Source organism: Dryocola baronae, assembly GCF_051297175.1.
GTDB lineage: Bacteria > Pseudomonadota > Gammaproteobacteria > Enterobacterales > Enterobacteriaceae > Dryocola.
Map to the genome: position 1 here is coordinate 3,423,206 of NZ_JBINNY010000001.1, position 22,819 is coordinate 3,446,024.

The 22,819-nt window shown below is 57.6% G+C and carries 20 protein-coding genes; 8 read left to right on the plus strand and 12 right to left on the minus strand.

Annotated features, from left to right (window positions below; genetic code table 11):
* Positions 1–2 precede the first annotated feature (2 nt).
* From sucA to sdhC, 5 genes are all read right to left on the minus strand, one after another.
* Positions 3–2,810, minus strand: coding sequence for a 2-oxoglutarate dehydrogenase E1 component (gene sucA / locus ACSPHG_RS16335; protein ID WP_435954548.1), 2,808 nt, complete (start codon positions 2,808–2,810; stop codon positions 3–5).
* Positions 2,811–3,084: 274 nt separating this feature from the next.
* Positions 3,085–3,801, minus strand: coding sequence for a succinate dehydrogenase iron-sulfur subunit (locus ACSPHG_RS16340; protein ID WP_435954549.1), 717 nt, complete (start codon positions 3,799–3,801; stop codon positions 3,085–3,087).
* Between the two features lie 15 nt (positions 3,802–3,816).
* Complete coding sequence (gene sdhA / locus ACSPHG_RS16345; protein WP_435954550.1) at positions 3,817–5,583, minus strand: succinate dehydrogenase flavoprotein subunit; 1,767 nt, start codon at positions 5,581–5,583, stop codon at positions 3,817–3,819.
* Positions 5,583–5,930 (minus strand): succinate dehydrogenase membrane anchor subunit, encoded by a 348-nt coding sequence (sdhD, locus tag ACSPHG_RS16350; protein ID WP_435954551.1) that lies wholly within the window; start codon positions 5,928–5,930, stop codon positions 5,583–5,585. The genes sdhA and sdhD overlap by 1 nt, the downstream gene beginning before the upstream one ends.
* Complete coding sequence (gene sdhC / locus ACSPHG_RS16355) at positions 5,924–6,328, minus strand: succinate dehydrogenase cytochrome b556 subunit (protein WP_435954552.1); 405 nt, start codon at positions 6,326–6,328, stop codon at positions 5,924–5,926. Before sdhC ends, sdhD begins: the two co-directional genes overlap by 7 nt.
* A gap of 278 nt (positions 6,329–6,606) precedes the next feature.
* Here sdhC and ACSPHG_RS16360 point away from each other — a divergent pair, with 278 nt between their 5' ends.
* Together ACSPHG_RS16360 and ACSPHG_RS16365 are read left to right on the plus strand one after the other, a co-directional pair.
* Entirely contained in the window at positions 6,607–6,732 is a 126-nt protein-coding gene (locus ACSPHG_RS16360) for a hypothetical protein (RefSeq protein WP_435954553.1), read from the plus strand.
* A gap of 241 nt (positions 6,733–6,973) precedes the next feature.
* Positions 6,974–8,260: a citrate synthase gene (locus ACSPHG_RS16365; RefSeq protein ID WP_435954554.1), complete on the plus strand. Its 1,287-nt coding sequence runs from the start codon at positions 6,974–6,976 to the stop codon at positions 8,258–8,260.
* A 103-nt stretch (positions 8,261–8,363) separates the two neighbouring features.
* Here ACSPHG_RS16365 and nei read toward each other — a convergent pair whose 3' ends face one another.
* From nei to ACSPHG_RS16400, 7 genes are all read right to left on the minus strand, one after another.
* A complete protein-coding gene (nei, locus tag ACSPHG_RS16370) occupies positions 8,364–9,155 on the minus strand; it encodes an endonuclease VIII (protein WP_435954555.1) in 792 nt (263 codons plus the stop codon).
* A gap of 16 nt (positions 9,156–9,171) precedes the next feature.
* Positions 9,172–10,104: a 5-oxoprolinase subunit PxpC gene (gene pxpC, locus ACSPHG_RS16375; protein WP_435954556.1), complete on the minus strand. Its 933-nt coding sequence runs from the start codon at positions 10,102–10,104 to the stop codon at positions 9,172–9,174.
* Entirely contained in the window at positions 10,098–10,754 is a 657-nt protein-coding gene (gene pxpB, locus ACSPHG_RS16380; protein WP_435954557.1) for a 5-oxoprolinase subunit PxpB, read from the minus strand. The genes pxpC and pxpB overlap by 7 nt, the downstream gene beginning before the upstream one ends.
* A gap of 20 nt (positions 10,755–10,774) precedes the next feature.
* Positions 10,775–11,518, minus strand: a complete 744-nt coding sequence (locus ACSPHG_RS16385; protein ID WP_435954558.1) for a type 2 GTP cyclohydrolase I — start codon at positions 11,516–11,518, stop codon at positions 10,775–10,777.
* Positions 11,487–12,944, minus strand: coding sequence for a deoxyribodipyrimidine photo-lyase (phrB, locus tag ACSPHG_RS16390; RefSeq protein WP_435954559.1), 1,458 nt, complete (start codon positions 12,942–12,944; stop codon positions 11,487–11,489). The genes ACSPHG_RS16385 and phrB overlap by 32 nt, the downstream gene beginning before the upstream one ends.
* 13 nt (positions 12,945–12,957) lie before the next feature.
* A complete protein-coding gene (locus ACSPHG_RS16395) occupies positions 12,958–13,914 on the minus strand; it encodes a YbgA family protein (RefSeq protein WP_435954560.1) in 957 nt (318 codons plus the stop codon).
* 552 nt (positions 13,915–14,466) lie between these two features.
* Positions 14,467–14,673 (minus strand): YbfA family protein, encoded by a 207-nt coding sequence (locus tag ACSPHG_RS16400; RefSeq protein WP_435954561.1) that lies wholly within the window; start codon positions 14,671–14,673, stop codon positions 14,467–14,469.
* Positions 14,674–14,985: 312 nt separating this feature from the next.
* On the opposite strand from ACSPHG_RS16400, the gene kdpF reads away from it, so the two are divergent.
* From kdpF to kdpE, 6 genes are read left to right on the plus strand one after another with little or no spacing between them, the layout of a single operon-like run.
* Complete coding sequence (kdpF, locus tag ACSPHG_RS16405; RefSeq protein WP_139878070.1) at positions 14,986–15,075, plus strand: K(+)-transporting ATPase subunit F; 90 nt, start codon at positions 14,986–14,988, stop codon at positions 15,073–15,075.
* Entirely contained in the window at positions 15,075–16,763 is a 1,689-nt protein-coding gene (kdpA, locus tag ACSPHG_RS16410; RefSeq protein WP_435954562.1) for a potassium-transporting ATPase subunit KdpA, read from the plus strand. Before kdpF ends, kdpA begins: the two co-directional genes overlap by 1 nt.
* A gap of 13 nt (positions 16,764–16,776) precedes the next feature.
* Positions 16,777–18,825: a potassium-transporting ATPase subunit KdpB gene (gene kdpB, locus ACSPHG_RS16415; protein ID WP_435954563.1), complete on the plus strand. Its 2,049-nt coding sequence runs from the start codon at positions 16,777–16,779 to the stop codon at positions 18,823–18,825.
* A 12-nt stretch (positions 18,826–18,837) separates the two neighbouring features.
* Entirely contained in the window at positions 18,838–19,413 is a 576-nt protein-coding gene (gene kdpC / locus ACSPHG_RS16420; protein WP_435954564.1) for a potassium-transporting ATPase subunit KdpC, read from the plus strand.
* A 10-nt stretch (positions 19,414–19,423) separates the two neighbouring features.
* A complete protein-coding gene (gene kdpD / locus ACSPHG_RS16425) occupies positions 19,424–22,111 on the plus strand; it encodes a two-component system sensor histidine kinase KdpD (RefSeq protein ID WP_435954565.1) in 2,688 nt (895 codons plus the stop codon).
* The gene (gene kdpE, locus ACSPHG_RS16430; protein ID WP_435954566.1) at positions 22,108–22,785 is read left to right on the plus strand and encodes a two-component system response regulator KdpE; all 678 of its coding nucleotides are present in this window, start codon (positions 22,108–22,110) and stop codon (positions 22,783–22,785) included. The genes kdpD and kdpE overlap by 4 nt, the downstream gene beginning before the upstream one ends.
* Positions 22,786–22,819: the final 34 nt, after the last annotated feature.

The window sequence follows — 22,819 nt, forward strand, 5'->3', positions numbered from 1 at the left end:
AATTAATCGACGTTCAGCGCGTCATTAACCAGATCTTGCTGCTGTTTCTGGTGAACGGACATATACCCTACCGCCGGAGAGGCGGAGGCCGGACGACCTGCGTAACGCAGGGCAGATCCGAATGGAATCACTTCGCGGAAGTGGTGTTGGCTGCAGTACCATGCGCCCTGGTTAAGCGGCTCTTCCTGGCACCACACGAAATCATGCACGTGAGCAAACGGCTTCAGCGCTTCCTGCACCGCCTGGTGCGGGAACGGATACAGCTGCTCGATGCGCACGATCGCGACATCTTTTTGATCGCGCTTGCGGCGCTGCTCAAGCAGGTCGTAATAGACCTTGCCGGAACACAGTACCACGCGCTTCACGCCTTTCGGATCCAGCTCGTCAACTTCGCCAATCGCAGGCAGGAAGCTGCCGTTTGCCAGCTCGTCGAGCGTTGAAACCGCCAGCGGGTGACGCAGCAGGGATTTCGGTGACATCACCACCAGCGGACGACGCATACCGCGCAGCGCCTGACGACGCAGCATGTGGTAAACCTGAGCCGGGGTAGAAGGCACGCAAACCTGCATGTTCTGCTCGGCGCACAGCTGGAGGTAGCGTTCCAGACGCGCGGAGGAGTGCTCCGGCCCCTGGCCTTCGTAGCCATGCGGCAGCAGCATCACCAGGCCACACATACGGCCCCATTTTTGCTCGCCGGAGCTGATGAACTGGTCGATAACCACCTGTGCGCCGTTCGCGAAGTCGCCAAACTGGGCTTCCCAAATGGTCAGCGTGCGCGGCTCGGCGGTGGCATAACCGTATTCAAAGGCCAGCACGGCTTCTTCCGACAGCACGGAGTCCCAGACTTTGAACTCGCCCTGGCTGTTATGCACGTGCTGCAGCGGCGTGTAGGTTGAACCGTTGGTCTGGTTGTGGATTACCGCGTGACGGTGGAAGAAAGTGCCGCGGCCGGCGTCTTCACCGGAAAGACGAACGGAAACGCCTTCGTCAACAAGCGTGGCGTAGGCCAGGTTTTCAGCCGCGCCCCAGTCGAACTTCTTGGCACCGTTCGCCATTTCCAGGCGGTCGCTGTAGATCTTCGCCACGCGGGACTGCATTTCAACGGATTCAGGCGCGGTGCTGATGCGTTTCGCCAGCTCCTGCAGACGCTTCATCTCGACCTTGTTCGGGTAGCTCTCATCCCACTCGTGGTTGAGGTACGGCGACCAGGTGAACGAATGCATGTTCATCGGGCGGTATTCTTCCACCACGCATTCACCGGCATCCAGCGCGTCGCGGTAGAGATTCACCATTTCGGTGGCATCTTCGAGCGTCGCCAGCTTTTCCTGCTCCAGACGGTCGGCGTAAATCTTACGCGGCGTCGGGTGCTTTTTGATTTTCTGGTACATCACCGGCTGCGTTGCGCTTGGCTCGTCGGCTTCGTTGTGGCCGTGACGACGATAGCAAACCAGGTCGATAAACACGTCGCGCTTGAAGGTGTTACGGAAGTCCAGCGCCAGACGGGTCACGAAGGCTACCGCTTCCGGATCGTCTGCATTAACGTGGAAAATCGGCGCCATCACCATCTTACCGATATCGGTACAGTACGGCGTGGAGCGCGCGTCCAGCGGGTTGGAGGTGGTGAAACCGATCTGGTTATTGATAACGATGCGAACGGTACCGCCCACTTCGTAACCGCGCGCTTTGGACATGTTCAGGGTTTCCTGAACTACGCCCTGCCCGGCAACCGCCGCGTCACCGTGAATGGTGATCGGCAGAACCTGGTTGCTGCCCGGTTTATCCAGCCTGTCCAGACGCGCGCGCACGGAACCGATAACCACCGGGCTTACGATTTCCAGGTGCGACGGGTTAAACGCCAGCGCCAGGTGAACCAGGCCGCCTTCGGTTTCTACGTCGGACGAGAAGCCCATGTGGTACTTCACGTCGCCGGTGCCGAGGTGTTCTTTATGCTTGCCCGCGAATTCGTCGAACAGATCCTGCGGTTTTTTGCCTAAAACGTTAATCAGCACGTTGAGGCGGCCACGGTGCGCCATCCCCAGAACCACTTCGCGCGTGCCGCTCTTGCCCGCATGGCGGATCATCTCTTTGAGCATTGGCACCAGCGCGTCGCCACCTTCCAGAGAGAAGCGTTTCGCGCCCGGGAATTTCGCCCCCAGGTAACGCTCCAGACCTTCAGCGGCGGTCAGCTCGCTCAGGAAGCGTTTTTTCTCTTCATTAGTAAAGGTGGAGTGACCGACAACGGATTCGATGCGCTGCTGGATCCAGCGCTTCTCTTCGGTGTTGGTGATGTGCATGTATTCTGCACCGATGGAGCCGCCGTAGGTTTGCTTCAGCGCCTCAATCAGATCGGCAAGCTTCATGGTTTCTTTGCCGCTGGCAAAAGATCCCACGTTAAAGGTTTCCTGAAGATCGGCGTCGGTCAGATTATGGAAGGCCGGGTCGAGATCGGGAACCGCGTCCTGTTTCCACAGGCCGAGCGGATCGAGATTAGCCGCCTGATGGCCACGGAAGCGCCACGCGTTGATAAGCTGCAGTACTTTGACCTGCTTAACATCGGTATCAGGGTCGGTAATCGCGGTGGAATAACGTGAGGCATCCTTCGCCAGACGACGGAAATAATCACGTGTTTTGGAATGGAATTGATCCGGTCTGGCTCCGGTTCCAGGAAGCTGCTGGAACATTGAGCGCCAGTGCGCATCAACAGAGTCAGGATCGGTTAAGAAGTCTTCATAGAGCTGCTCTATCCAGGACTGGTTTGCACCGGCCAGGTAAGAGGAATCCAGCCAGGCTTTCATTTCGCCGTTCTGCATCGTGATCCCTTAAGCATTTATCTGCTTATTTCGCCGTGGATTACTATAGCGTACGCGTGTGGTACACATTCCAGGGTTCACTTTCTGCGAGCCAGTTGCCGTGGTAATTCGGCTCGCGAAGGAACCTTTAAAAACTGTCTACATGGCAGTTTTTGAAGGTTTCCTGCACGGCTCCCGTGAAGGGAGCCAACCGGTGGAAGGCAATTCGTTTATTCACCCTACTTTTGCTTCGTAGGGCGGATAAGCCTGCGCCTTCCGCCATTTCTTTGACTTACTACGCGCTCTTCTGCAACAGCATCGACTTGATATGGCCGATAGCTTTCGTCGGGTTCAATCCCTTAGGACATACACTGACGCAGTTCATGATGCTGTGGCAGCGGAATACGCTGAAAGCGTCGCTCATGCCGTCAAGACGGCTGGCGGTTTCCGTGTCGCGGCTATCAATAAGGAATCGATAGGCTGCGAGCAAACCTGCCGGACCGATGAATTTGTCAGGGTTCCACCAGAATGATGGGCAGGAAGTGGAGCAGCAGGCACACAGAATGCACTCGTACAGACCATCCAGTTTTTCACGCTGCTCGGGCGACTGTAAGTGCTCGCGAGCCGGTGGATTTTGCCCATTATTCAACAGGTAAGGCTTAATCTTCTCATATTGGGCATAGAATTGCCCCATGTCTACCACCAGATCCCGCACAACCGGTAATCCGGGCAGCGGACGGATCACAATCTTCTGTTTTCCGTTGCCCAGCGCGGAAATTGGGGTGATGCACGCCAGGCCATTTTTGCCGTTCATGTTCACGCCGTCGGAGCCGCAAACGCCTTCACGACAGGAGCGGCGAAACGCCAGCGTCGGGTCTTTTTCTTTCAGCTGAATGAGCGCATCGAGCAACATCATGTCGCGCCCTTCTTCCCCTTCCAGGGTGTACTCCTGCATACGCGGAGCATCGTCTACGTCCGGGTTGTAGCGATAAATAGAGAATTCGAGTTTCATCACTTTGCTCCGCTATTAATAGGTACGCACTTTCGGCGGGAAGGCCGGACGCAGTTTCGGCTGCATGTTCACCTCGCGGCGGGTCATGCTTTCCGAGGCTGGCAGATACAGGCTGTGGCACAGCCAGTTCGCATCGTCACGGTCCGGATAGTCGAAGCGGCTATGCGCGCCACGGCTTTCCGTGCGGAAGTTAGCGGAAACGGCGGTCGCATAAGCGGTTTCCATCAGGTTATCCAACTCCAGGCACTCTACGCGCTGGGTGTTGAACTCGCTTGAGGTGTCGTCCAGGCGCGCATTTTTCAGGCGCTCGCGGATTTGCTTCAGCTGCTCAAGCCCTTTAGCCATCGCGTCGCCTTCGCGGAATACCGAGAAGTTGTGCTGCATGCATTCCTGCAGTGCCTTGCGGATGAGTACCGGGTCTTCGCCATCGCGGTTGCCGTTCCAGCGGTTCAGGCGTTCAAGCGCGGCATCAACCTGTTCTTCGGTTGCATCGCGCAGCTCGCCCTGTTCAGCGATGGACTCCAGCAGGTGCAGACCGGCCGCACGGCCAAAGACCACCAGATCGAGAAGCGAGTTGCCGCCGAGGCGGTTTGCACCATGTACGGATACGCAGGCGATTTCGCCAACGGCGAACAGTCCCGGGATAACCACGTCTTCGCCCTGCTCGTTCACGGTCAGCGCCTGTCCGGTCACTTTGGTCGGAATACCGCCCATCATATAGTGACAGGTTGGGATAACCGGGATCGGCTCTTTAACCGGGTCAACGTGTGCGAAAGTGCGGGACAACTCCAGAATGCCCGGCAGGCGGGATTCAAGAACTTCTTTACCTAAATGGTCGAGCTTCAGCTTAGCGTGCGGGCCCCACGGGCCGTCGCAGCCGCGGCCTTCGCGGATTTCGATCATGATGGAACGCGCCACCACGTCACGGCCCGCAAGGTCTTTCGCGTTCGGCGCATAGCGCTCCATGAAGCGCTCGCCGTGTTTGTTCAGCAGGTAACCGCCTTCACCGCGGCACCCTTCGGTGACCAGCACGCCCGCACCGGCAATACCGGTTGGGTGGAACTGCCACATTTCCATATCCTGAACCGGCACGCCCGCGCGCAGCGCCATACCAACACCGTCGCCGGTATTAATGTGGGCGTTTGTTGTGGACTGGTAAATACGGCCCGCGCCGCCGGTTGCCAACACGGTCGCTTTCGCTTTGAAGTAAACGACCTCACCGGTTTCGATGCACAGCGCGGTACAGCCCACGACTGCGCCATCGTCGTTTTTCACCAGGTCGAGCGCGTACCATTCAGAAAAAATCGTCGTTTTGTTTTTCAGGTTCTGCTGGTAGAGCGTGTGCAGCAGGGCGTGACCGGTACGGTCGGCCGCCGCAGCGGTTCGTGCCGCCTGCTCGCCGCCGAAGTTCTTCGACTGGCCGCCAAACGGACGCTGATAAATTTTGCCATCGTCCAGACGGGAGAACGGCAGGCCCATATGCTCAAGCTCAAGAATCGCTTCCGGGCCGGTTTTGCACATATATTCAATGGCGTCCTGGTCACCGATATAGTCGGAGCCTTTCACCGTGTCGTACATGTGCCATTCCCAGTTGTCTTCGTGGGTGTTACCCAGCGCTACGGTAATACCGCCCTGCGCGGACACGGTATGGGAACGGGTTGGGAATACTTTAGACAGCAAGGCACAGGTTTGGCCTGACTGGGAAATCTGCAGCGCGGCGCGCATACCTGCGCCACCGGCACCGATGACGACTGCATCAAACTCTCTGACTGGTAAATTCATTACACACCCCACACCACAACAAATCCATAAATGACGTAAACCAGCAGCGCCACAACGATAATCAGTTGCAGGCTCAAACGAAGGGCTACCGGTTTAACGTAGTCGGTCAACACCTGCCACATGCCAATCCAGGCATGGATCAAAATGGAGAACAATGTCAGCAGGGTGAACACTTTGGTGAAGGCGGAGGCGAAGAATCCACTCCAGACCTCGTAGGTTAACTCGCCGGTGACGGCGAAGAACCCGATCATATAGATGATGTACAGGGTGATAACGATGGCGGTGGCACGAACCAGCAAAAAGTCATGCACGCCATTGCGACCTAATGCGGAGGCATTGCTTACCATACGAGGACTCCTGCGAGAATAGAAAGCACGACAGTAATAACAAAGGAAATCATTGCGGATCGTTTGCCCGCTAACAGGGTCTCTTCCAGCACGCCTGTGTCCATCATGATGTGGCGAATACCCACAACAACGTGATAGGCCAGCGCGGTCAGAATGCCCCACATAATGAATTTAACAAAGAAGCTGCTCATCACGGATGAGGCAGTGAGAAAACCTTCTTGAGAGGAGAGTGACAAACCTAACAACCAAAGCAGGATGCCCACAGCCACAAAGGTGATCACGCCGGATACACGATGGAGGATGGAAGCGATAGCGGTGACGGGAAACCGGATCGTTGTCAGATCCAGGTTGACAGGTCTTTGTTTCTTCGCATTTTTTATCATGAATAGCGCCCACATGCTGTTCTTATTGTTTCCTTCCTCCGGATCTGCAGGCGGGGTCAGACAGCGTGAACTTTCTATAACTGTGCGTCATGCAAAAACAGCTACGTCCAGATGCCAAAAAACTGGCTACAACGCTGGGTGGCGCCCGGTGGCAAGGTATTCCGGAGACCTGGCGGCAGTATAGGCTCTTCACAAAATCATTACAATTAACCTACATATAGTTTGAAGGGTTTTGCTCGGAACAGTGACCACGATCACGATAACAACATTATTTTAAAATTTAATCATCTGATTTGACAAAACTTAAACATTCTTGTTACAAACAAGGCCAGAAAAGCCGTATAATTCGCAAAAGTTATAGGGTCAGCCTTTCACCTGAGAATAAGTTATGTAACAGTGTGATGGTATTGACCCAGTAGTCAGGACAGTTAATAGTGGTATACGGGTTTGAATGATGCTGACTGCTAACACCCTGATTTGCTTTAGTTTCGCCCTCGAAGCGAGAGTTACCTGCAAGCGCCCATCGCTCTGTACCCTGGTTTATCCTCTTAAAACAGAGCTGCGAGCCAAATAACAAACTGGTAACCCAATCACCGTGGGGTTTGAATGCAAATCGGGCACCCGGCAGTCTTATGAAATAAGGCGCTAAGGAGACCGTAAATGGCTGATAAAAAAGCAACCCTCACCTCACAGGGTGAAGATGCTATCGAACTGGATGTGCTACACGGCACGCTCGGTCAGGATGTAATTGATATCCGTAGTCTTGGTTCTAAAGGTGTGTTTACTTTTGATCCGGGTTTCACCTCCACTGCATCATGTGAATCAAAAATCACCTTCATCGACGGTGACGAAGGTATCCTGTTGCACCGTGGCTTCCCGATAGATCAACTGGCAACCCACTCCAGCTATCTCGAAGTGTGTTACATCCTGCTGTACGGTGAAAAACCAACGCAGGAAGAATTCGACGAGTTCAAAACCACCGTTACACGCCACACCATGATCCACGAGCAGATTACCCGTCTGTTCCACGGTTTCCGTCGTGACTCACACCCAATGGCCGTACTGTGCGGCGTGACCGGCGCACTGGCCGCGTTCTATCATGACTCCCTGGATGTGAATAACCCGCGTCACCGCGATATCGCCGCTTTCCGTCTGCTGTCCAAAATGCCGACCGTTGCCGCGATGTGCTACAAATATTCTATCGGCCAGCCGTTCGTCTACCCGCGTAACGACCTGTCTTATGCCGGTAACTTCCTGAATATGATGTTCTCCACGCCGTGCGAGGAGTACGTTGTAAACCCAATTCTGGAACGTGCCATGGATCGCATCCTGATCCTGCACGCTGACCACGAGCAAAACGCGTCAACCTCAACCGTCCGCACCGCAGGTTCTTCAGGCGCAAACCCATTCGCCTGTATCGCTGCCGGTATCGCGTCCCTGTGGGGACCGGCGCACGGCGGTGCTAACGAAGCCGCGCTGAAGATGCTTGAAGAGATCAGCAGCGTTGAACACATTCCGGAATTCATCCGTCGTGCGAAAGATAAAAATGACTCTTTCCGCCTGATGGGCTTTGGCCACCGCGTGTACAAGAACTACGACCCGCGCGCCACCGTAATGCGTGAAACCTGCCATGAAGTGCTGAAAGAGCTGAATCTGAAAGATAACAGCCTGCTGGAAGTGGCGATGGAGCTTGAACATATCGCGCTAAACGACCCGTACTTCATCGAGAAGAAACTCTACCCGAACGTGGACTTCTACTCCGGTATCATCCTGAAAGCGATGGGCATTCCATCATCCATGTTTACCGTGATCTTCGCGATGGCGCGTACCGTGGGCTGGATTGCGCACTGGAACGAAATGCACGACGACGGCATCAAAATTGCCCGTCCACGCCAGCTGTACACCGGCTACGACCAGCGTGATTTCAAATCAGATTTGAAAAAGTAGTCTGAATGTCGGATGGCGCTACGCTTATCCGACCTATGAATCTGCACTATCGTAGTTTCGTAGGTCGGATAAGCGTAGCGCCATCCGACGATAGGCTCGCTAACTACCGCTGGCAGTGCGGGCACCAATAAAACGGCCGTGAAGAAAGCATGATTTTATCGATCACGCCGCCGCACCTTTCGCACTTCTCCCCCGCCCGATGAAACACCTTGAAGCTGAATATCGAACCGTGATGCTTGTTTTCATCCACGCTGCCGCGCGTGTTATACGAAAGCCGTGGGATATCCAGCAGCGCGTTCGCCAGCCTGTCGAGCTGTTCTTCCGTTAAATCCTGCGCCTTGTGGCCTGCGGCAAGGCCCACGTGCCAGAGGATTTCAACCCGCAGATAGTTGCCTAATCCGGCTAAAAAAGCCTGATCCAGCAGCAGCCCGCTGAACTGTCGATTGCGAAAACGTTTGGATAACAGCCGTTCTTTGACCTGCTCTGCCGTCAGCGTCATATCCAACACGTCCGGCCCGACGCGCAGCAAAAACGGATGCGCGGCCAGCTGTTCGTCATTAAGCATTAGAATTTCGGACGCGCTGTAGAGCAAAATCGCTTTGTCCGCCGTCTGTAGCTTCACGCGCAAAACCCGCTTAGTTGGCGGCACCTGCCCTGCTTTCACCACTCGCCACACGCCGTAAAGCTGGTTGTGGCTGTAGAGCGTCTGCCCGTTAGAGAAGCGCGTGAGCAAAGCCTTGCCGCGCGTTTCGATGCGCTCCACTTTCTGCCCGATAAGCGCCTGTTCAAACGCCTTCAATTCAGGAAAGGCAAACCAGACGTCGGTCAATGGCTTATCTAAAACGGCGGCCTCGAGCTTATCCGCCGCGCGTCGTATTTCCGGTCCTTCAGGCATGACAACTCCCCGTTAATCAGTCGCCGTCGTTCAGCCGCCAGGCGAGCTGGTCGAGATAAATCTGCTCGTCGCGACGCGCCCTGAGCGCTTCCTCAAGCGTGCACTGCACGAAGTGAATCGGCTCGCCGAGGCGCAGCTGCGCGAGATGAAACATGTCGGCTTCGATAACGCAGGCAATGCGCGGATAGCCGCCGGTGGTCTGCGCATCGTTCATCAGCACGATCGGCTGGCCATTGTGCGGCACCTGCACCACGCCCGGTAGCAGACCGTGCGAGAGTAGCTCGCGGTCGGTGTTGCGCTCGAGCCGCTGCCCCTGAAAACGGTAGCCCATGCGGTTACTCTGCGGGCTAAGCTGCCAGGGAAGACGCCAGAAACTGTCCTGCACGGCCTGGCTAAATTCATGATATTCCGGCCCCGGCAGCGCGCGAATGCGGTTGCCCCACAGCAATTGCTTAACGCCGCGCGCCTCGCGGAAGTGGCGCTGCGAAGGCAAAAGCGGGATCGCATCGCCATCCTGCAACAGGCGGCCTTCAAAGCCGCCCACCTGCGCTTTAAGATCGGTGCTTGCCGACCCCATGAGCAGGGGAATATCCAGCCCGCCCGCCACGGCCAGGTAGCTGCGCATTCCCCTTTCAGGGGACTTGAGGCGCAGCTGCTGGCCCGCTTTTACCGGCAGACGCCAACCCGTCCAGACGGCATGACCGTCCAAATCCGCATGGCACGCCGCCCCGGTCAGGGCAAACCAGCCGTCCTGGGTGAACTCGACAATGCACTGCCCGAGGGTAATTTCCAGCGCGGCGCTTTCAGGTTCGTTGCCCACCAGCAGGTTAGCAATACGCAAAGCCGGGCCATCCAGCGCGCCGCAGCGGCTGACGCCAAGCTGCCGGTAGCCATATCGCCCGCCGTCCTGCACGGAAGTGTGCATACCGGCACGAATAATCTTTAGCACACGCCCTCCTTTTGAGGCACAAAGCGCACGGTATCCCCCGGCGCTAGCAGCGTCGGCGGTTCATTGGCAGGGTTGAACATTTTGAGCGAGGCCTGGCCAATAATCTGCCAGCCGCCCGGCGTCGCCAGCGGATAAATGCCGGTTTGACCGCCGCCGATGCCGACCGAACCCGCAGGTACCAGCAGGCGAGGCTCCGCGCGACGCGGCGTGTGCAGATCGGCCGCAAGACCGCCAAGATAGGCAAATCCCGGCTGGAAACCGAGAAAATAAACCACGTACTCCACGGTGGAATGCCGATCGACAACCTGCCGCGGCGTAAGCCCGGCGTGTTCGGCAACCACGTCAAGATCCGGCCCGACGTCGCCGCCGTAGATCACCGGGATCTCGATACGCCGGGACTCAGGAACGATCGCCTCGCTCTCCTCCCACCAGCGCTGGATCCGCTCGATGCCGTCCAGCGCAAGGCTATGGGGATCGCGCAACACAACCGTGATGTTATTCATGCCGGGAATGACTTCCCGCACCGCCTCCGCTTCTTCAAGCCTGCGGGTTAGCCCCCAAATACGCTGCTGGCTTTCAAGTGACACAGGCGGCTCCAGCTCCAGAACCACCGCGCTTTCACCAAGTAAATAACACCGCGCTCTCTGCACTTTTCCTCCTGAATACTGCGTTATGCCGGATTCGGAATATCAATAAAGGTGACGTCCAGATCCGTTTCGCTGTTCAGCCAGTCGCTTAGCGCCTGGATGCCGCCGCGTTCGGTCGCATGGTGCCCGGCCGCATAGAAATGCAGGCCCTGCTCACGCGCAGAATGAATGGTTTGTTCGGACACTTCGCCGGTAATAAATGCGTCAACGCCAAATCGCGCGGCGCTATCAATGAAGCTTTGCCCGCCGCCGGTGCACCAGGCAACGCGGCGAATCTGCTCGGGACCGGTATCGCCGCACCACAGCGGCGTGCGGCCCAGGCGCATCTCAATCCATGAAGCCAGTTCTACGCCAGAAAGCGGCGTGGAAAACTCGCCCCACGGCACCAGCGGCTCAACTTCGCCCTTGGTTTCAACGCCGAGAAGCGCGCCAAGCTGCGCGTTGTTACCGAGCTGCGGGTGGGCATCCAGCGGCAGATGCCAGCCGAAGAGGTTGATATCGTTGGCAAGCAAGGTTTTTAAGCGGTTGCGCTTCATTCCGCGAATCACCGGCGACTCCCCTTTCCAGAAATAGCCGTGGTGGACAATGACCGCATCGGCATTCTGACGCACGGCCTCGTCCAGCAGCGCCTGGCTTGCGGTGACGCCGGTGACGATTTTGCGGATCTCTTCGCGCCCTTCAACCTGCAGGCCGTTGGGCGCGTAATCGCTAATGGCGGCGCTGTTCAGCTTTTCGTTAATCAGACGTTCCAGTTCGCTGTTTTTCATTTTCTTTATTTTCCGGTTTTCGGGCCGCTTCATAGGCGGCAAGTGTGGCAAGACGTGCCTGCTTATGGTCAACAATCGGGCGCGGATAGTCCAGCGTCTGGCGCTGTTTATCGGCCCAAACCCACGGGGCATGAATATGTTTGCCCGGCACGGCTTTAAGCTCAGGCACCCAGCGGCAGATAAACTCGCCCTCCGCGTCAAAGCGCTCCCCCTGAGTGGTGGGATTGAAGATGCGAAAGTAAGGGGCTGCGTCCGTACCCGTGGACGCGGCCCACTGCCAGCCGCCGTTGTTCGCCGCAAGATCGCCGTCAATCAGCTGCGACATAAAATAGCGTTCGCCTTCCCGCCAGTCGATAAGCAGATCCTTCACCAAAAAGCTGGCGACGACCATGCGCAGGCGGTTATGCATCCAGCCGGTTGCGTTAAGCTGGCGCATGGCGGCATCCACTATCGGATAGCCGGTTTGCCCCTGCTGCCAGGCCGTAAACTGGGCTTCATCCTGCCGCCAGCGCACCTTGTCAGTCCACGGAATAAACGGCCGATAGCGGCACAGCTTTGGGTAAGCCACCAGCAGATGGCGATAGAACTCACGCCAGATCAGTTCGTTGAGCCACGTCGAACCGGCCCCGCCTTCCAGAACCTGCGGATGCTCCTGCAACAGACGATGCAGGCACTGGCGCGGCGAAATAACACCGATCGCTAAATAGGGCGACAGGCGGCTTGTGCCTTCCACCGCCGGGAAGTCGCGCCGTTCGGGATAGTCTGCCGCAGGCGTCAGGCAAAACTCCCGCAGCTTAGCGATAGCCGCGCGTTCCCCAACGGGAAACAATGTGGCATCGACCTCTTCGCGAGGATAATCAAACGGGAAACTTTCGCTGGCAGAAACGGCCTCGCCACGGGTGCGGGGAGCCGCGACGCACTCCGGCAAGCCCTCCTGCAAGCGCTTGATAAACGCCCGGCTAAACGGCGTGAACACCTTATACATTTCGTGATTGCCGGTGGTCACGCTGCCTGGCGACAGCAGCACGCCGTCATCAAACCCCTGGCATACAACGTCCTGCCCGAGGCTTTTCTCAAGCGCGGCATCGCGCTCGCGCTCGTTGAATTCGTACTGATAGTTGTAGAACAGCGCGTCGACGCCTTCACTTTCGCAGAACTGCCGGACGCAGGTGAGCGAGGCGGTAAAATCCGTCACCTGCCTGATGTGAAGCGCTATGCCACGCTCGGCAAGCGCGGCCCGTAGTGAATGAAGATGCTGCCAGATAAATTCAGCCTGCCGAGGGGACATGGCGTGCTGCCGCCACTGCTCGGACGTGACGATAAAAAGCCCGACAACCCGAGCGCCGGGGTCGCGGCACGCCGCCGCGAGCGCCAGGTTGTCATTGATGCGTAAATCATTGCGAAACCAGACCAGATGGGTGGCCATACAACTCCCTGAATTAATTGCCGTAACGCAGGCGTAAAGCTTCCGGATAGGGTTCAAAATAGCGCTGCTGCGCCAGATATTGGTCAGGATATTCTGACATATAGTGTTTTAACAGGGTGATGGGCGCCAGCAGCGGCTGTGTGCCCTGGCGATAGCGATCGATAAGCCCCGATAATTCCTGACGCTGTCGCGCGCTAAGCTGACGGCGGAAGTAGCCCTGAACGTGCATCAGCACGTTGGTGTGGTTGCGCCGCGTGGCCTGATTTTCCAGCAGCGACATTAAACGCTGGCGGTATTCGACAAAGAATTCTTCCAGCGAAGCCCAGTTTTCAATCCCCGCGACAAAGCGTCCTAGCTCGCGATACTGCGGCTGGGAGTGGGCCAGCAACAGCAGCTTATAGCGGCTGTGGAAGCCAATCAGCGCGCCCCTGCTCAGCCCGTTTTTACGCAGGTTATTAAGCTCGAAAAGCGTATAAATGCGCTCGACAAAATTCTCGCGAATGGCGGGATCGTGCAGCCGCCCGTCCTCTTCGACGGGCAGCCACGGCATCTGACGCTTCAGCTCGGCGGTGAAAATGCCGGTTCCGCTTTTACGATTATTGTTCCCTTCCGCCTCATAAACGCGAACCCGTTCCAGGCCGCAGCTGGGGGATTTGGCGCAAACGATATAGCCGCACAGATGCTCAAGCCCGGCGATTCGCCTGGCCGAGAACTGCTGCATCGCGTCGGTTAAATCCCCGTCGTTATGGTTGCTAAAGCGAAGCGCAATTTCACCGTCATCGACCTTAACCAGACGCAGCGCCGGTCGCGGCGTGGGCAAACCAATTGCCATCTCCGGGCATACCGGTTCAAAACGCACCCAGGGCGCCAGCTCGTTAACGGCAAAAGCCAGGCGCTTATGCCCGCCATCAAAGCGAACATTTTCCCCAAGTAAACAAGCACTGATGCCGATTGGAATGTTGTCGCTCATTGGACGCTCCTTATGGTTGAGCTTTAAGTGTAGCAAGTCGATGGAACAAAAAGGGCCACCCGTTAGGGTAGCCCTGGCATCACTTGACCAGCGTGTGGATTGTAATGGAGAAGGAGTTGCCTGATATCGTCATGCCCTCTTTCCCTGATACCGTCAACATACCAGTAACAACAAGAACAATACAAAACTGTCTCATCGTGCGGTCCTTGCATCAGACCGCTTCACTACAACATCACCGGCGATACCGCAGTGAATGCAAGCACTTGGCAGCGCATGCTTTTACGGCCATTGGTAATCCTTTCCAGAAACCGGTGCCCATTTGCGAGATGGCGAAAAGGGCCGTCGACATAATACCTGTAAATAAAAACAGGACAAGCGTGATTATCACTGAAAAAATTATTTACCTGAGTATTTGACAGGCAATCAAAATAGTATGAAAATCCGACGGCTTGGTAGCGCATGCTTATAGCATCGAACCGTTGGAAGGACCGCGAATCCAACCGACATAAAAAAACCGCCTTAACGGCGGTTTTTTTATGTCTTTCAGAAATCTCAGTAGAAATCGCAGGATGCGGCTTCGGCCTGAGCCATCCACACCGGCTTATCGCTGGTCTTCGACCACACGCGGTGCAGGTAGCTGTAAAAACGCGCGCGGTCTTTCCAGAACAGCATCACCGGCAGGGCCAGCACGCCAGCAACAACCGCGAAGGTGCGACGCAGGAAAACCTGATGCGCAGGATAATCTTTATATAAAGTCATAGGCTTCTCCCTTATTTTTGTGACCGGCAGCAAAAGCCGGAAAATCAGAACTTGTTATCTGGCTAAAATAGTATCGTATTGCCTGAAAGTTTACTACTCATCCGACCACTAAAATGCGCCCGTTTAGGTGACATTTACAATTCATCACGTAAATAAGTTACAAAACAGTTAAATAAATACTAACCATTAGTTAAATAATGGTTTTTGCCATTTTTATACTTTTTTTACACCCCGCCCCCCGACTTTTACGACATCTTTGCACCCGAATTTCTACTCTGCCTGCATATCCTTAAACACCTCTGGAGGTGGATTGTGAGTGCAGGACTGATTGCTGGCGTGGTGCTGGTGTTTGTGCTGTTGGGCTATCTGATTTACGCCCTGATTAATGCGGAGGCGTTCTGATGGCCGCATCCGGATTTTTATTGATTGCCAGCTTCTTACTGGTTCTGTTCATCCTGGCAAAACCGCTTGGCACCCTGCTTGCCCGATTAATCGAAGGCGAGCCGCTGCCCGTCGTTGGGCGGGTGGAACCATTACTTTGGGGAATGCTTGGCGGTAAAAACACGCAGGAAATGGGCTGGAAAACCTACCTGCTGGCGCTTCTGACGTTTAACACGCTGGGCGCGCTTCTGCTGTTTAGCATGCTGATGATGCAGGGGCATCTGCCGCTTAACCCGCAGGGGCTGCCCGGCCTGTCGTGGCATCTGGCGCTGAACACCGCCGTAAGCTTTGTGGCCAATACCAACTGGCAGTCCTACAGCGGTGAAACCACGCTGAGCTATTTCAACCAAATGGCGGGCCTGACCGTACAGAACTTCCTGTCTGCCGCCACCGGCATCGCGGTTGTGTTTGCGCTGATCCGCGCCTTCGCACGCCGTTCGGCCAGCACGCTCGGTAACGCCTGGGTCGATTTAACCCGCATCACTCTCTATGTTCTGCTGCCGATTTCATTGCTTATCGCCCTGTTCTTTATCAGCCAGGGGACGCTGCAAAACCTGGCGAGCTACCAGCCTTTTACTTCGCTTGAAGGGGTAAAACACGTGCTGCCGATGGGGCCAGTCGCCTCGCAGGAAGCGATAAAAATGCTGGGCACCAACGGCGGGGGCTTCTTCAACGCAAACTCCTCACACCCGTTTGAGAACCCAACGGCGCTGACCAACTTCGTACAGATGCTGGCGATTTTCCTGATCCCCGCCGCGCTGTGCTTCGCGTTTGGCGAAGCCGTGGGCGACAAGCGCCAGGGCCGCGCGATCCTGTGGGCGATGAGCATTATTTTCGTCGTCTGCGTGGCGATCGTGATGTGGGCGGAAACCAGCGGTAACGCGCATTTCAGCCAGCTCGGGGCGAACGGCAACGTCAACATGGAAGGGAAAGAAAGCCGCTTTGGCATTCTCGCCAGCAGCCTGTTCTCAGTTGTCACCACGGCGGCGTCCTGCGGGGCGGTTAACGCTATGCACGACTCCTTCACCGCGCTTGGCGGCATGATCCCAATGTGGCTGATGCAGATTGGCGAGGTGGTGTTCGGCGGCGTGGGGTCCGGGCTGTACGGCATGCTGCTGTTCGTTCTGCTGACGGTGTTTATCGCCGGGCTGATGATTGGCCGCTCGCCGGAATACCTCGGCAAGAAAATCGACGTGGCCGAAATGAAAATGACCGCGCTTGCGATCCTCGTCACCCCGGCCTTAGTGCTGCTCGGCACGGCGCTCGCCATGATGACCGACGCGGGCCGTGCGGGCATGTTAAACCCGGGCATTCACGGCTTTAGCGAAGTTCTGTATGCGGTATCTTCCGCCGCCAATAACAACGGCAGCGCGTTTGCAGGCCTGAGCGCTAACACGCCGTTCTGGAACGTTCTGCTCGCCGTGTGCATGTGGTTTGGCCGCTTTGCCGTGATCGTCCCGGTGATGGCTATCGCAGGCTCGCTGGTGACGAAAAAGTCCCAGACGGCAGGCATCGGCACGCTGCCGACGCACGGCCCGCTGTTTATCGGTTTGCTGATTGGCACCGTGCTGCTGGTTGGCGCTTTAACCTTTATCCCCGCCCTCGCATTAGGCCCGGTCGCGGAACACCTTTCTTTAGTGCATTTGTGATTAAGAGGCTTCCATGAGTCGCAAGCAACAGGCGCTGTTTGAATCAACGCTTATCCGTCAGGCGCTAATTGATTCCGTTAAAAAGCTCAGCCCGACCGTACAGTGGCATAACCCGGTGATGTTTATCGTCTGGATTGGCAGCGCGATCACCACCGGTCTTGCCGTGGCGATGTATTTCGGGGCGCTGTCCGGGGAAACCCTGTTCACCGCCGCCATCAGCCTCTGGCTGTGGTTTACCGTGCTGTTCGCAAACTTTGCCGAAGCGCTGGCCGAAGGGCGCAGCAAGGCACAGGCCAACAGCCTCAAGGGCGTCAAAAAAACCAGCTGGGCGCGCAAGCTGCGCGCACCCCAGCACGACGCGCAGATGGATCATGTTCCCGCTGCCGATTTGCGCAAGGGCGACATCGTGCTGGTGGAAGCCGGCGATATTATCCCCTGCGACGGCGAGGTGCTGGAAGGCGGCGCATCGGTAGATGAGAGCGCGATAACCGGCGAATCCGCGCCGGTTATCCGCGAATCCGGCGGCGACTTTGCCTCGGTCACCGGCGGCACGCGTATCCTCTCCGACTGGCTGGTTATCCAATGCAGCGTCAACCCGGGTGAAACCTTCCTCGACCGCATGATAGCGATGGTGGAAAGCGCGCAGCGCCGCAAGACGCCTAACGAGATCGCGCTGACCATTCTGCTGGTTGCGCTGACGATTGTTTTCCTGCTGGCTACCGCCACGCTCTGGCCGTTCTCGCAGTATGGCGGCGCGGCGGTGAGCGTCACCGTGCTGGTCGCGCTGCTGGTATGCCTGATCCCTACCACTATCGGCGGGCTGCTCTCGGCTATCGGCGTGGCGGGCATGAGCCGCATGCTGGGCGCGAACGTTATCGCCACCAGCGGGCGCGCGGTTGAAGCCGCGGGCGACGTTGACGTGCTGCTGCTGGATAAGACCGGCACCATTACGCTTGGCAACCGTCAGGCGTCAGATTTTCTCCCGGCTCCGGGCGTGGAGGAAAAAACGCTGGCGGACGCCGCTCAGCTTTCATCACTTGCTGACGAAACGCCGGAAGGCCGCAGCATCGTGGTGCTGGCGAAGCAGCGCTTCAACCTGCGCGAGCGGGACGTGCAGAATCTGCATGCCACCTTCGTCCCCTTCACCGCGCAAACGCGCATGAGCGGCATCAACATTCAGGACCGCATGATCCGTAAAGGCTCCGTGGATGCGATTCGCCGTCACGTTGAAGCCAACGGCGGCCATTTCCCGCCGCAGGTCGATAAATTAGTCGAAGGCGTCGCGCGCCAGGGCGGCACGCCGCTGGTGGTAGCAGAAGGCGCGAACGTGCTGGGCGTTATCGCGCTGAAGGATATTGTCAAAGGCGGCATTAAAGAACGCTTCGCCCAGCTGCGCCAGATGGGTATCAAAACGGTGATGATCACCGGGGATAACCGTCTGACCGCCGCGGCTATTGCCGCCGAAGCGGGCGTGGATGATTTCCTTGCTGAGGCGACGCCTGAAGCGAAGCTCGCGCTGATCCGCCAGTATCAGGCTGAAGGCCGCCTGGTGGCGATGACCGGCGACGGCACCAACGACGCCCCGGCGCTGGCGCAGGCGGACGTGGCGGTAGCCATGAACTCCGGTACGCAGGCGGCAAAAGAGGCGGGCAATATGGTGGATTTGGACTCGAACCCCACCAAGCTCATCGAAGTGGTGCATATCGGCAAGCAGATGCTAATGACGCGCGGCTCGCTCACCACTTTTAGCATCGCCAACGACGTTGCGAAGTATTTTGCGATCATTCCCGCAGCCTTTGCCGCAACCTATCCGCAGCTCAACGCGCTCAACGTGATGCACCTGCACTCCCCGGCCTCGGCCATTTTGAGCGCGGTGATCTTTAACGCGCTGATCATCATCTGCCTGATCCCGCTGGCGCTTAAGGGCATCAGCTATAAGCCGCTGAGCGCCGCGGCAATGCTGCGCCGTAACCTGTGGATTTATGGCCTGGGCGGGCTGGTCGTGCCGTTTATTGGTATCAAAATTATCGACCTGCTGTTAACGGTCTGCGGTCTGGTTTAAGAGGAAAAACAAATGGCTATCTTTCGTCCCGCTATACTGTTACTGATTTTACTGACGGTGATTACCGGCGGGCTTTACCCGTTATTGACCACGGTACTCGGCCAGTGGTGGTTCCCGGCGCAGTCCAACGGATCGCTAATTATTAAAAATGGCGAAGTCGTTGGCTCAAGCCTGATCGGCCAGGATTTCACCCAGCCAAAATATTTCCAGGGCCGCCCTTCTGCCACCGCAGAAACGCCTTATAATCCGCTGGCTTCCGGCGGCAGTAATCTCGCGGGCAGTAACCCGGAGCTGGATAAAGAAGTGAGCGCGCGGGTGAAAGCGCTGCGCGCCAATAATCCGCAGGCCAATCCTGCCGTTCCGGTCGAGCTGGTCACCGCGTCAGCCAGCGGACTGGACGGACAAATCTCGCCGCAGGCGGCGGTGTGGCAGATTCATCGCGTAGCCCAGGCTCGTCAACTTCCCATCGAACAAATTACGCGCCTGGTCGCGGATAACACCTCAACGCCGCTAGTAGGTTTTATCGGGCAACCTGTGGTAAACGTGTTGCAGCTTAATCTGGCGCTGGACGCCCTCCAGGCACCATAAAGGAACGGATATGACTGAGGAACCGCTGCGCCCTGACCCTGATAAACTGCTGGAGCAGGCAAGCCGCCCTCCGCGCGGCAGGCTGAAGGTATTTTTCGGCGCCTGCGCGGGGGTCGGAAAAACGTATGCCATGCTCCAGGAGGCGCAGCGCCTGCGCGCCCAGGGGCTGGATATTCTGGTCGGCGTAGTGGAAACGCACGGACGCAAGGAAACCGCGGCGCTGTTAAAAGGGCTGAACGTTCAGCCCGCAAAACGCATTCGCCATCGGGAACGCGTGGTGCAGGAGTTCGATTTAGACGCCGCCCTCGCCCGCAGCCCGGCCCTGATCCTGATGGACGAGCTGGCGCACAGCAACGCGCCGGGTTCGCGCCACCCCAAACGCTGGCAGGACGTTGAAGAGCTGCTGGACGCGGGCATCGATGTCTTTACCACGGTTAACGTTCAGCATCTTGAAAGCCTGAACGATATCGTCGGCGGCGTCACCGGCATTCAGGTGCGCGAAACCGTTCCCGACCCTATTTTTGATTCGGCCGATGAAGTCGTGCTGGTGGATTTGCCGCCGGACGACCTGCGCCAGCGCCTGCATGAAGGTAAAGTTTATATCGCAGGCCAGGCCGAACGCGCCATCGAACATTTCTTCCGTAAAGGTAATCTGATTGCCCTGCGCGAGCTGGCGCTGCGGCGCACCGCTGACCGGGTAGACGACCAGATGCGCGCCTGGCGGGATAATCAGGGCCAGGAAAAAGTCTGGCACACGCGTGACGCAATCCTGCTGTGCATCGGCCACAACACCGGCAACGAAAAGCTGGTGCGCACCGCCGCCCGCCTGGCGGCCAAGCTCGGCAGCGTGTGGCACGCGGTTTATGTCGAAACTCCGCAGCTGCACCGCCTGCCGGAATATCAGCGTCGCGCCATTCTCAGCGCGCTACGCCTGGCGCAGGAGCTGGGCGCTGAAACTGCTACCCTTGCCGATCCCGCTGAAGTCAAAGCCGTATTACGCTACGCCCGCGAGCATAACCTGGGAAAGATCGTTATCGGACGCCGGGCAAACCGCCGCTGGTGGGGCCGGGAATCCTTCGCGGACAAGCTCGCCAACCGCGCGCCGGACCTCGATCTGGTGATTGTCGCGCTGGATGAAAAGCCCCCTGTCACCAATGCGCGAGCGCCGGACACGCGCGGCATGGCGGAAAAATGGCGCGTCCAGCTGCGCGGCTGCGCCGTGGCGGTGCTGCTTTGCGCCATCCTCACCTTCGTTGCCAACCAGTGGCTGGTGGCCTTCGACGCCGCAAACCTGGTGATGCTTTACCTGCTCGGGGTGGTGATAGTTGCCCTGTTCTACGGGCGCTGGCCGTCGGTGCTGGCGACGGTTATCAACGTCATCAGTTTCGATCTGTTTTTCATCGCGCCGCGCGGCACGCTCGCCGTTTCGGACGTGCAGTATGTGCTGACCTTCGCCGTGATGCTCACCGTCGGGCTGGTTATCGGTAATCTCACCGCCGGGGTTCGCTACCAGGCGCGAATCGCGCGCTACCGAGAACAGCGCACCCGCCATCTTTATGAAATGTCGAAAGCGCTGGCGGCCGAAAGAACGCCGCAGGCTATCGCCGCCACCAGCGAGCTGTTTATCAATAACAGCTTCCACGCCCGCAGCCAGCTGCTGCTGCCCGATAGCCACGGCGTGCTGCAAAGCGCTAACCGGCAGGGTGAACCGGCAAACTGGGACGAGGCGATCGCGCGCTGGAGCTTTGACAAAGGCCAGCCTGCGGGCGCGGGCACGGACACGCTTCCCGGCGTGCCCTATCAGATTTTACCTTTGCGCACGACGGAAAAAACGCTCGGCCTGCTGGTGGTGGAGCCCAACAACCTGCGCCAGCTGATGATCCCCGAACAGCAGCGCCTGCTGGAGACGTTCACGCTGCTGGCGGCCACCGCGCTCGACAGGCTGCAGCTCACCGCCAGCGAAGAGCAGGCCCGGCTGTCCAGCGAGCGCGAGCAGCTGCGTAACTCGCTGCTGGCGGCGCTTTCCCACGATCTGCGCACGCCGCTGACGGTGCTGTTTGGCCAGGCAGAAATCTTGACGCTCGACCTTGCCTCGGAGGGGTCGAAGCACGCGCCGCAGGCCAATGAAATCCGCCAGCACGTGCTGAATACCACGCGGCTGGTGAACAACCTGCTGGATATGGCGCGTATCCAGTCCGGCGGTTTTAACCTGCGCAAAGAGTGGCTGACGCTCGAAGAAGTGGTCGGCAGCGCGTTGAAAATGCTGGAGCCGGGCCTTGGCGGGCGTCACATCGCGCTTTCGCTGCCGGACCCGCTGATGCTGATTCAGGTTGATGGCCCGCTGTTTGAACGCGTGCTGATTAACCTGCTTGAGAATGCGGTGAAGTATGCCGGTCATCACGCCGAGATTGGCATTCGTGCCATCAATCATGATGACAAACTCGATTTAGAAGTGTGGGACAACGGGCCAGGCATTCCGGCTGGTCAGGAGCAGCATATCTTTGCTAAATTTGCCCGAGGAAACAAAGAGTCTGCGATACCGGGCGTTGGGCTAGGATTAGCCATCTGTCAGGCGATCGTTGACGTCCACGGCGGGGAAATTTTTGCGGTGAACCGCCCGGAACGCGGGGCGAGCTTCCACGTGCTGCTGCCCCTGCCCCCACCGCCTGAGCTGGCTGAACTGAACGAGGCGCTGTGATAACGGTTCTGATAGTTGAAGATGAAAAAGAGATCCGCCGCTTTCTGCGCACCGCGCTGGAGGGCGAATCGCTGCGCGTGCACGACGCGGATACCTTACAGCGCGGCCTGCTTGAAGCGGCCACCCGCAAGCCCGACTTGGTTATTCTGGATCTTGGCCTGCCGGACGGCGACGGCATCGATTTTATCCGTGATTTTCGCCAGTGGAGCCAGACGCCGATTATCGTTCTGTCGGCGCGCAGCGATGAGGAAGCGAAAATCGCCGCGCTTGATGCCGGTGCCGACGACTATCTGAGTAAACCTTTTGGCATCGGCGAGCTACAGGCGCGCCTTCGCGTGGCGCTTCGCCGCCATGCAAGCCTCGCTAAGCCCGATCCCGTTTATCACTTCTCAACGATTACCGTCGATCTTGCCGCCCGGCGTATTACCCGCGGCGACGAAGAAATTCACCTCACGCCTATCGAGTTTCGCCTGTTGGCGATTCTGCTGAACAACCACGGTAAAGTGTTGACCCAGCGCCAGCTGCTAAACCAGGTCTGGGGCCCGAATGCCGTGGAGCACAGCCACTACCTGCGTATCTATATGGGCCATCTGCGCCAGAAGCTGGAAAACGATCCGGCGCGTCCCGCCCACCTGCTGACCGAAACGGGGATTGGCTATCGTTTTATGCTTTAGCCGAAAGTCAGACGTAAAAAAGGCGCCTTTCGGC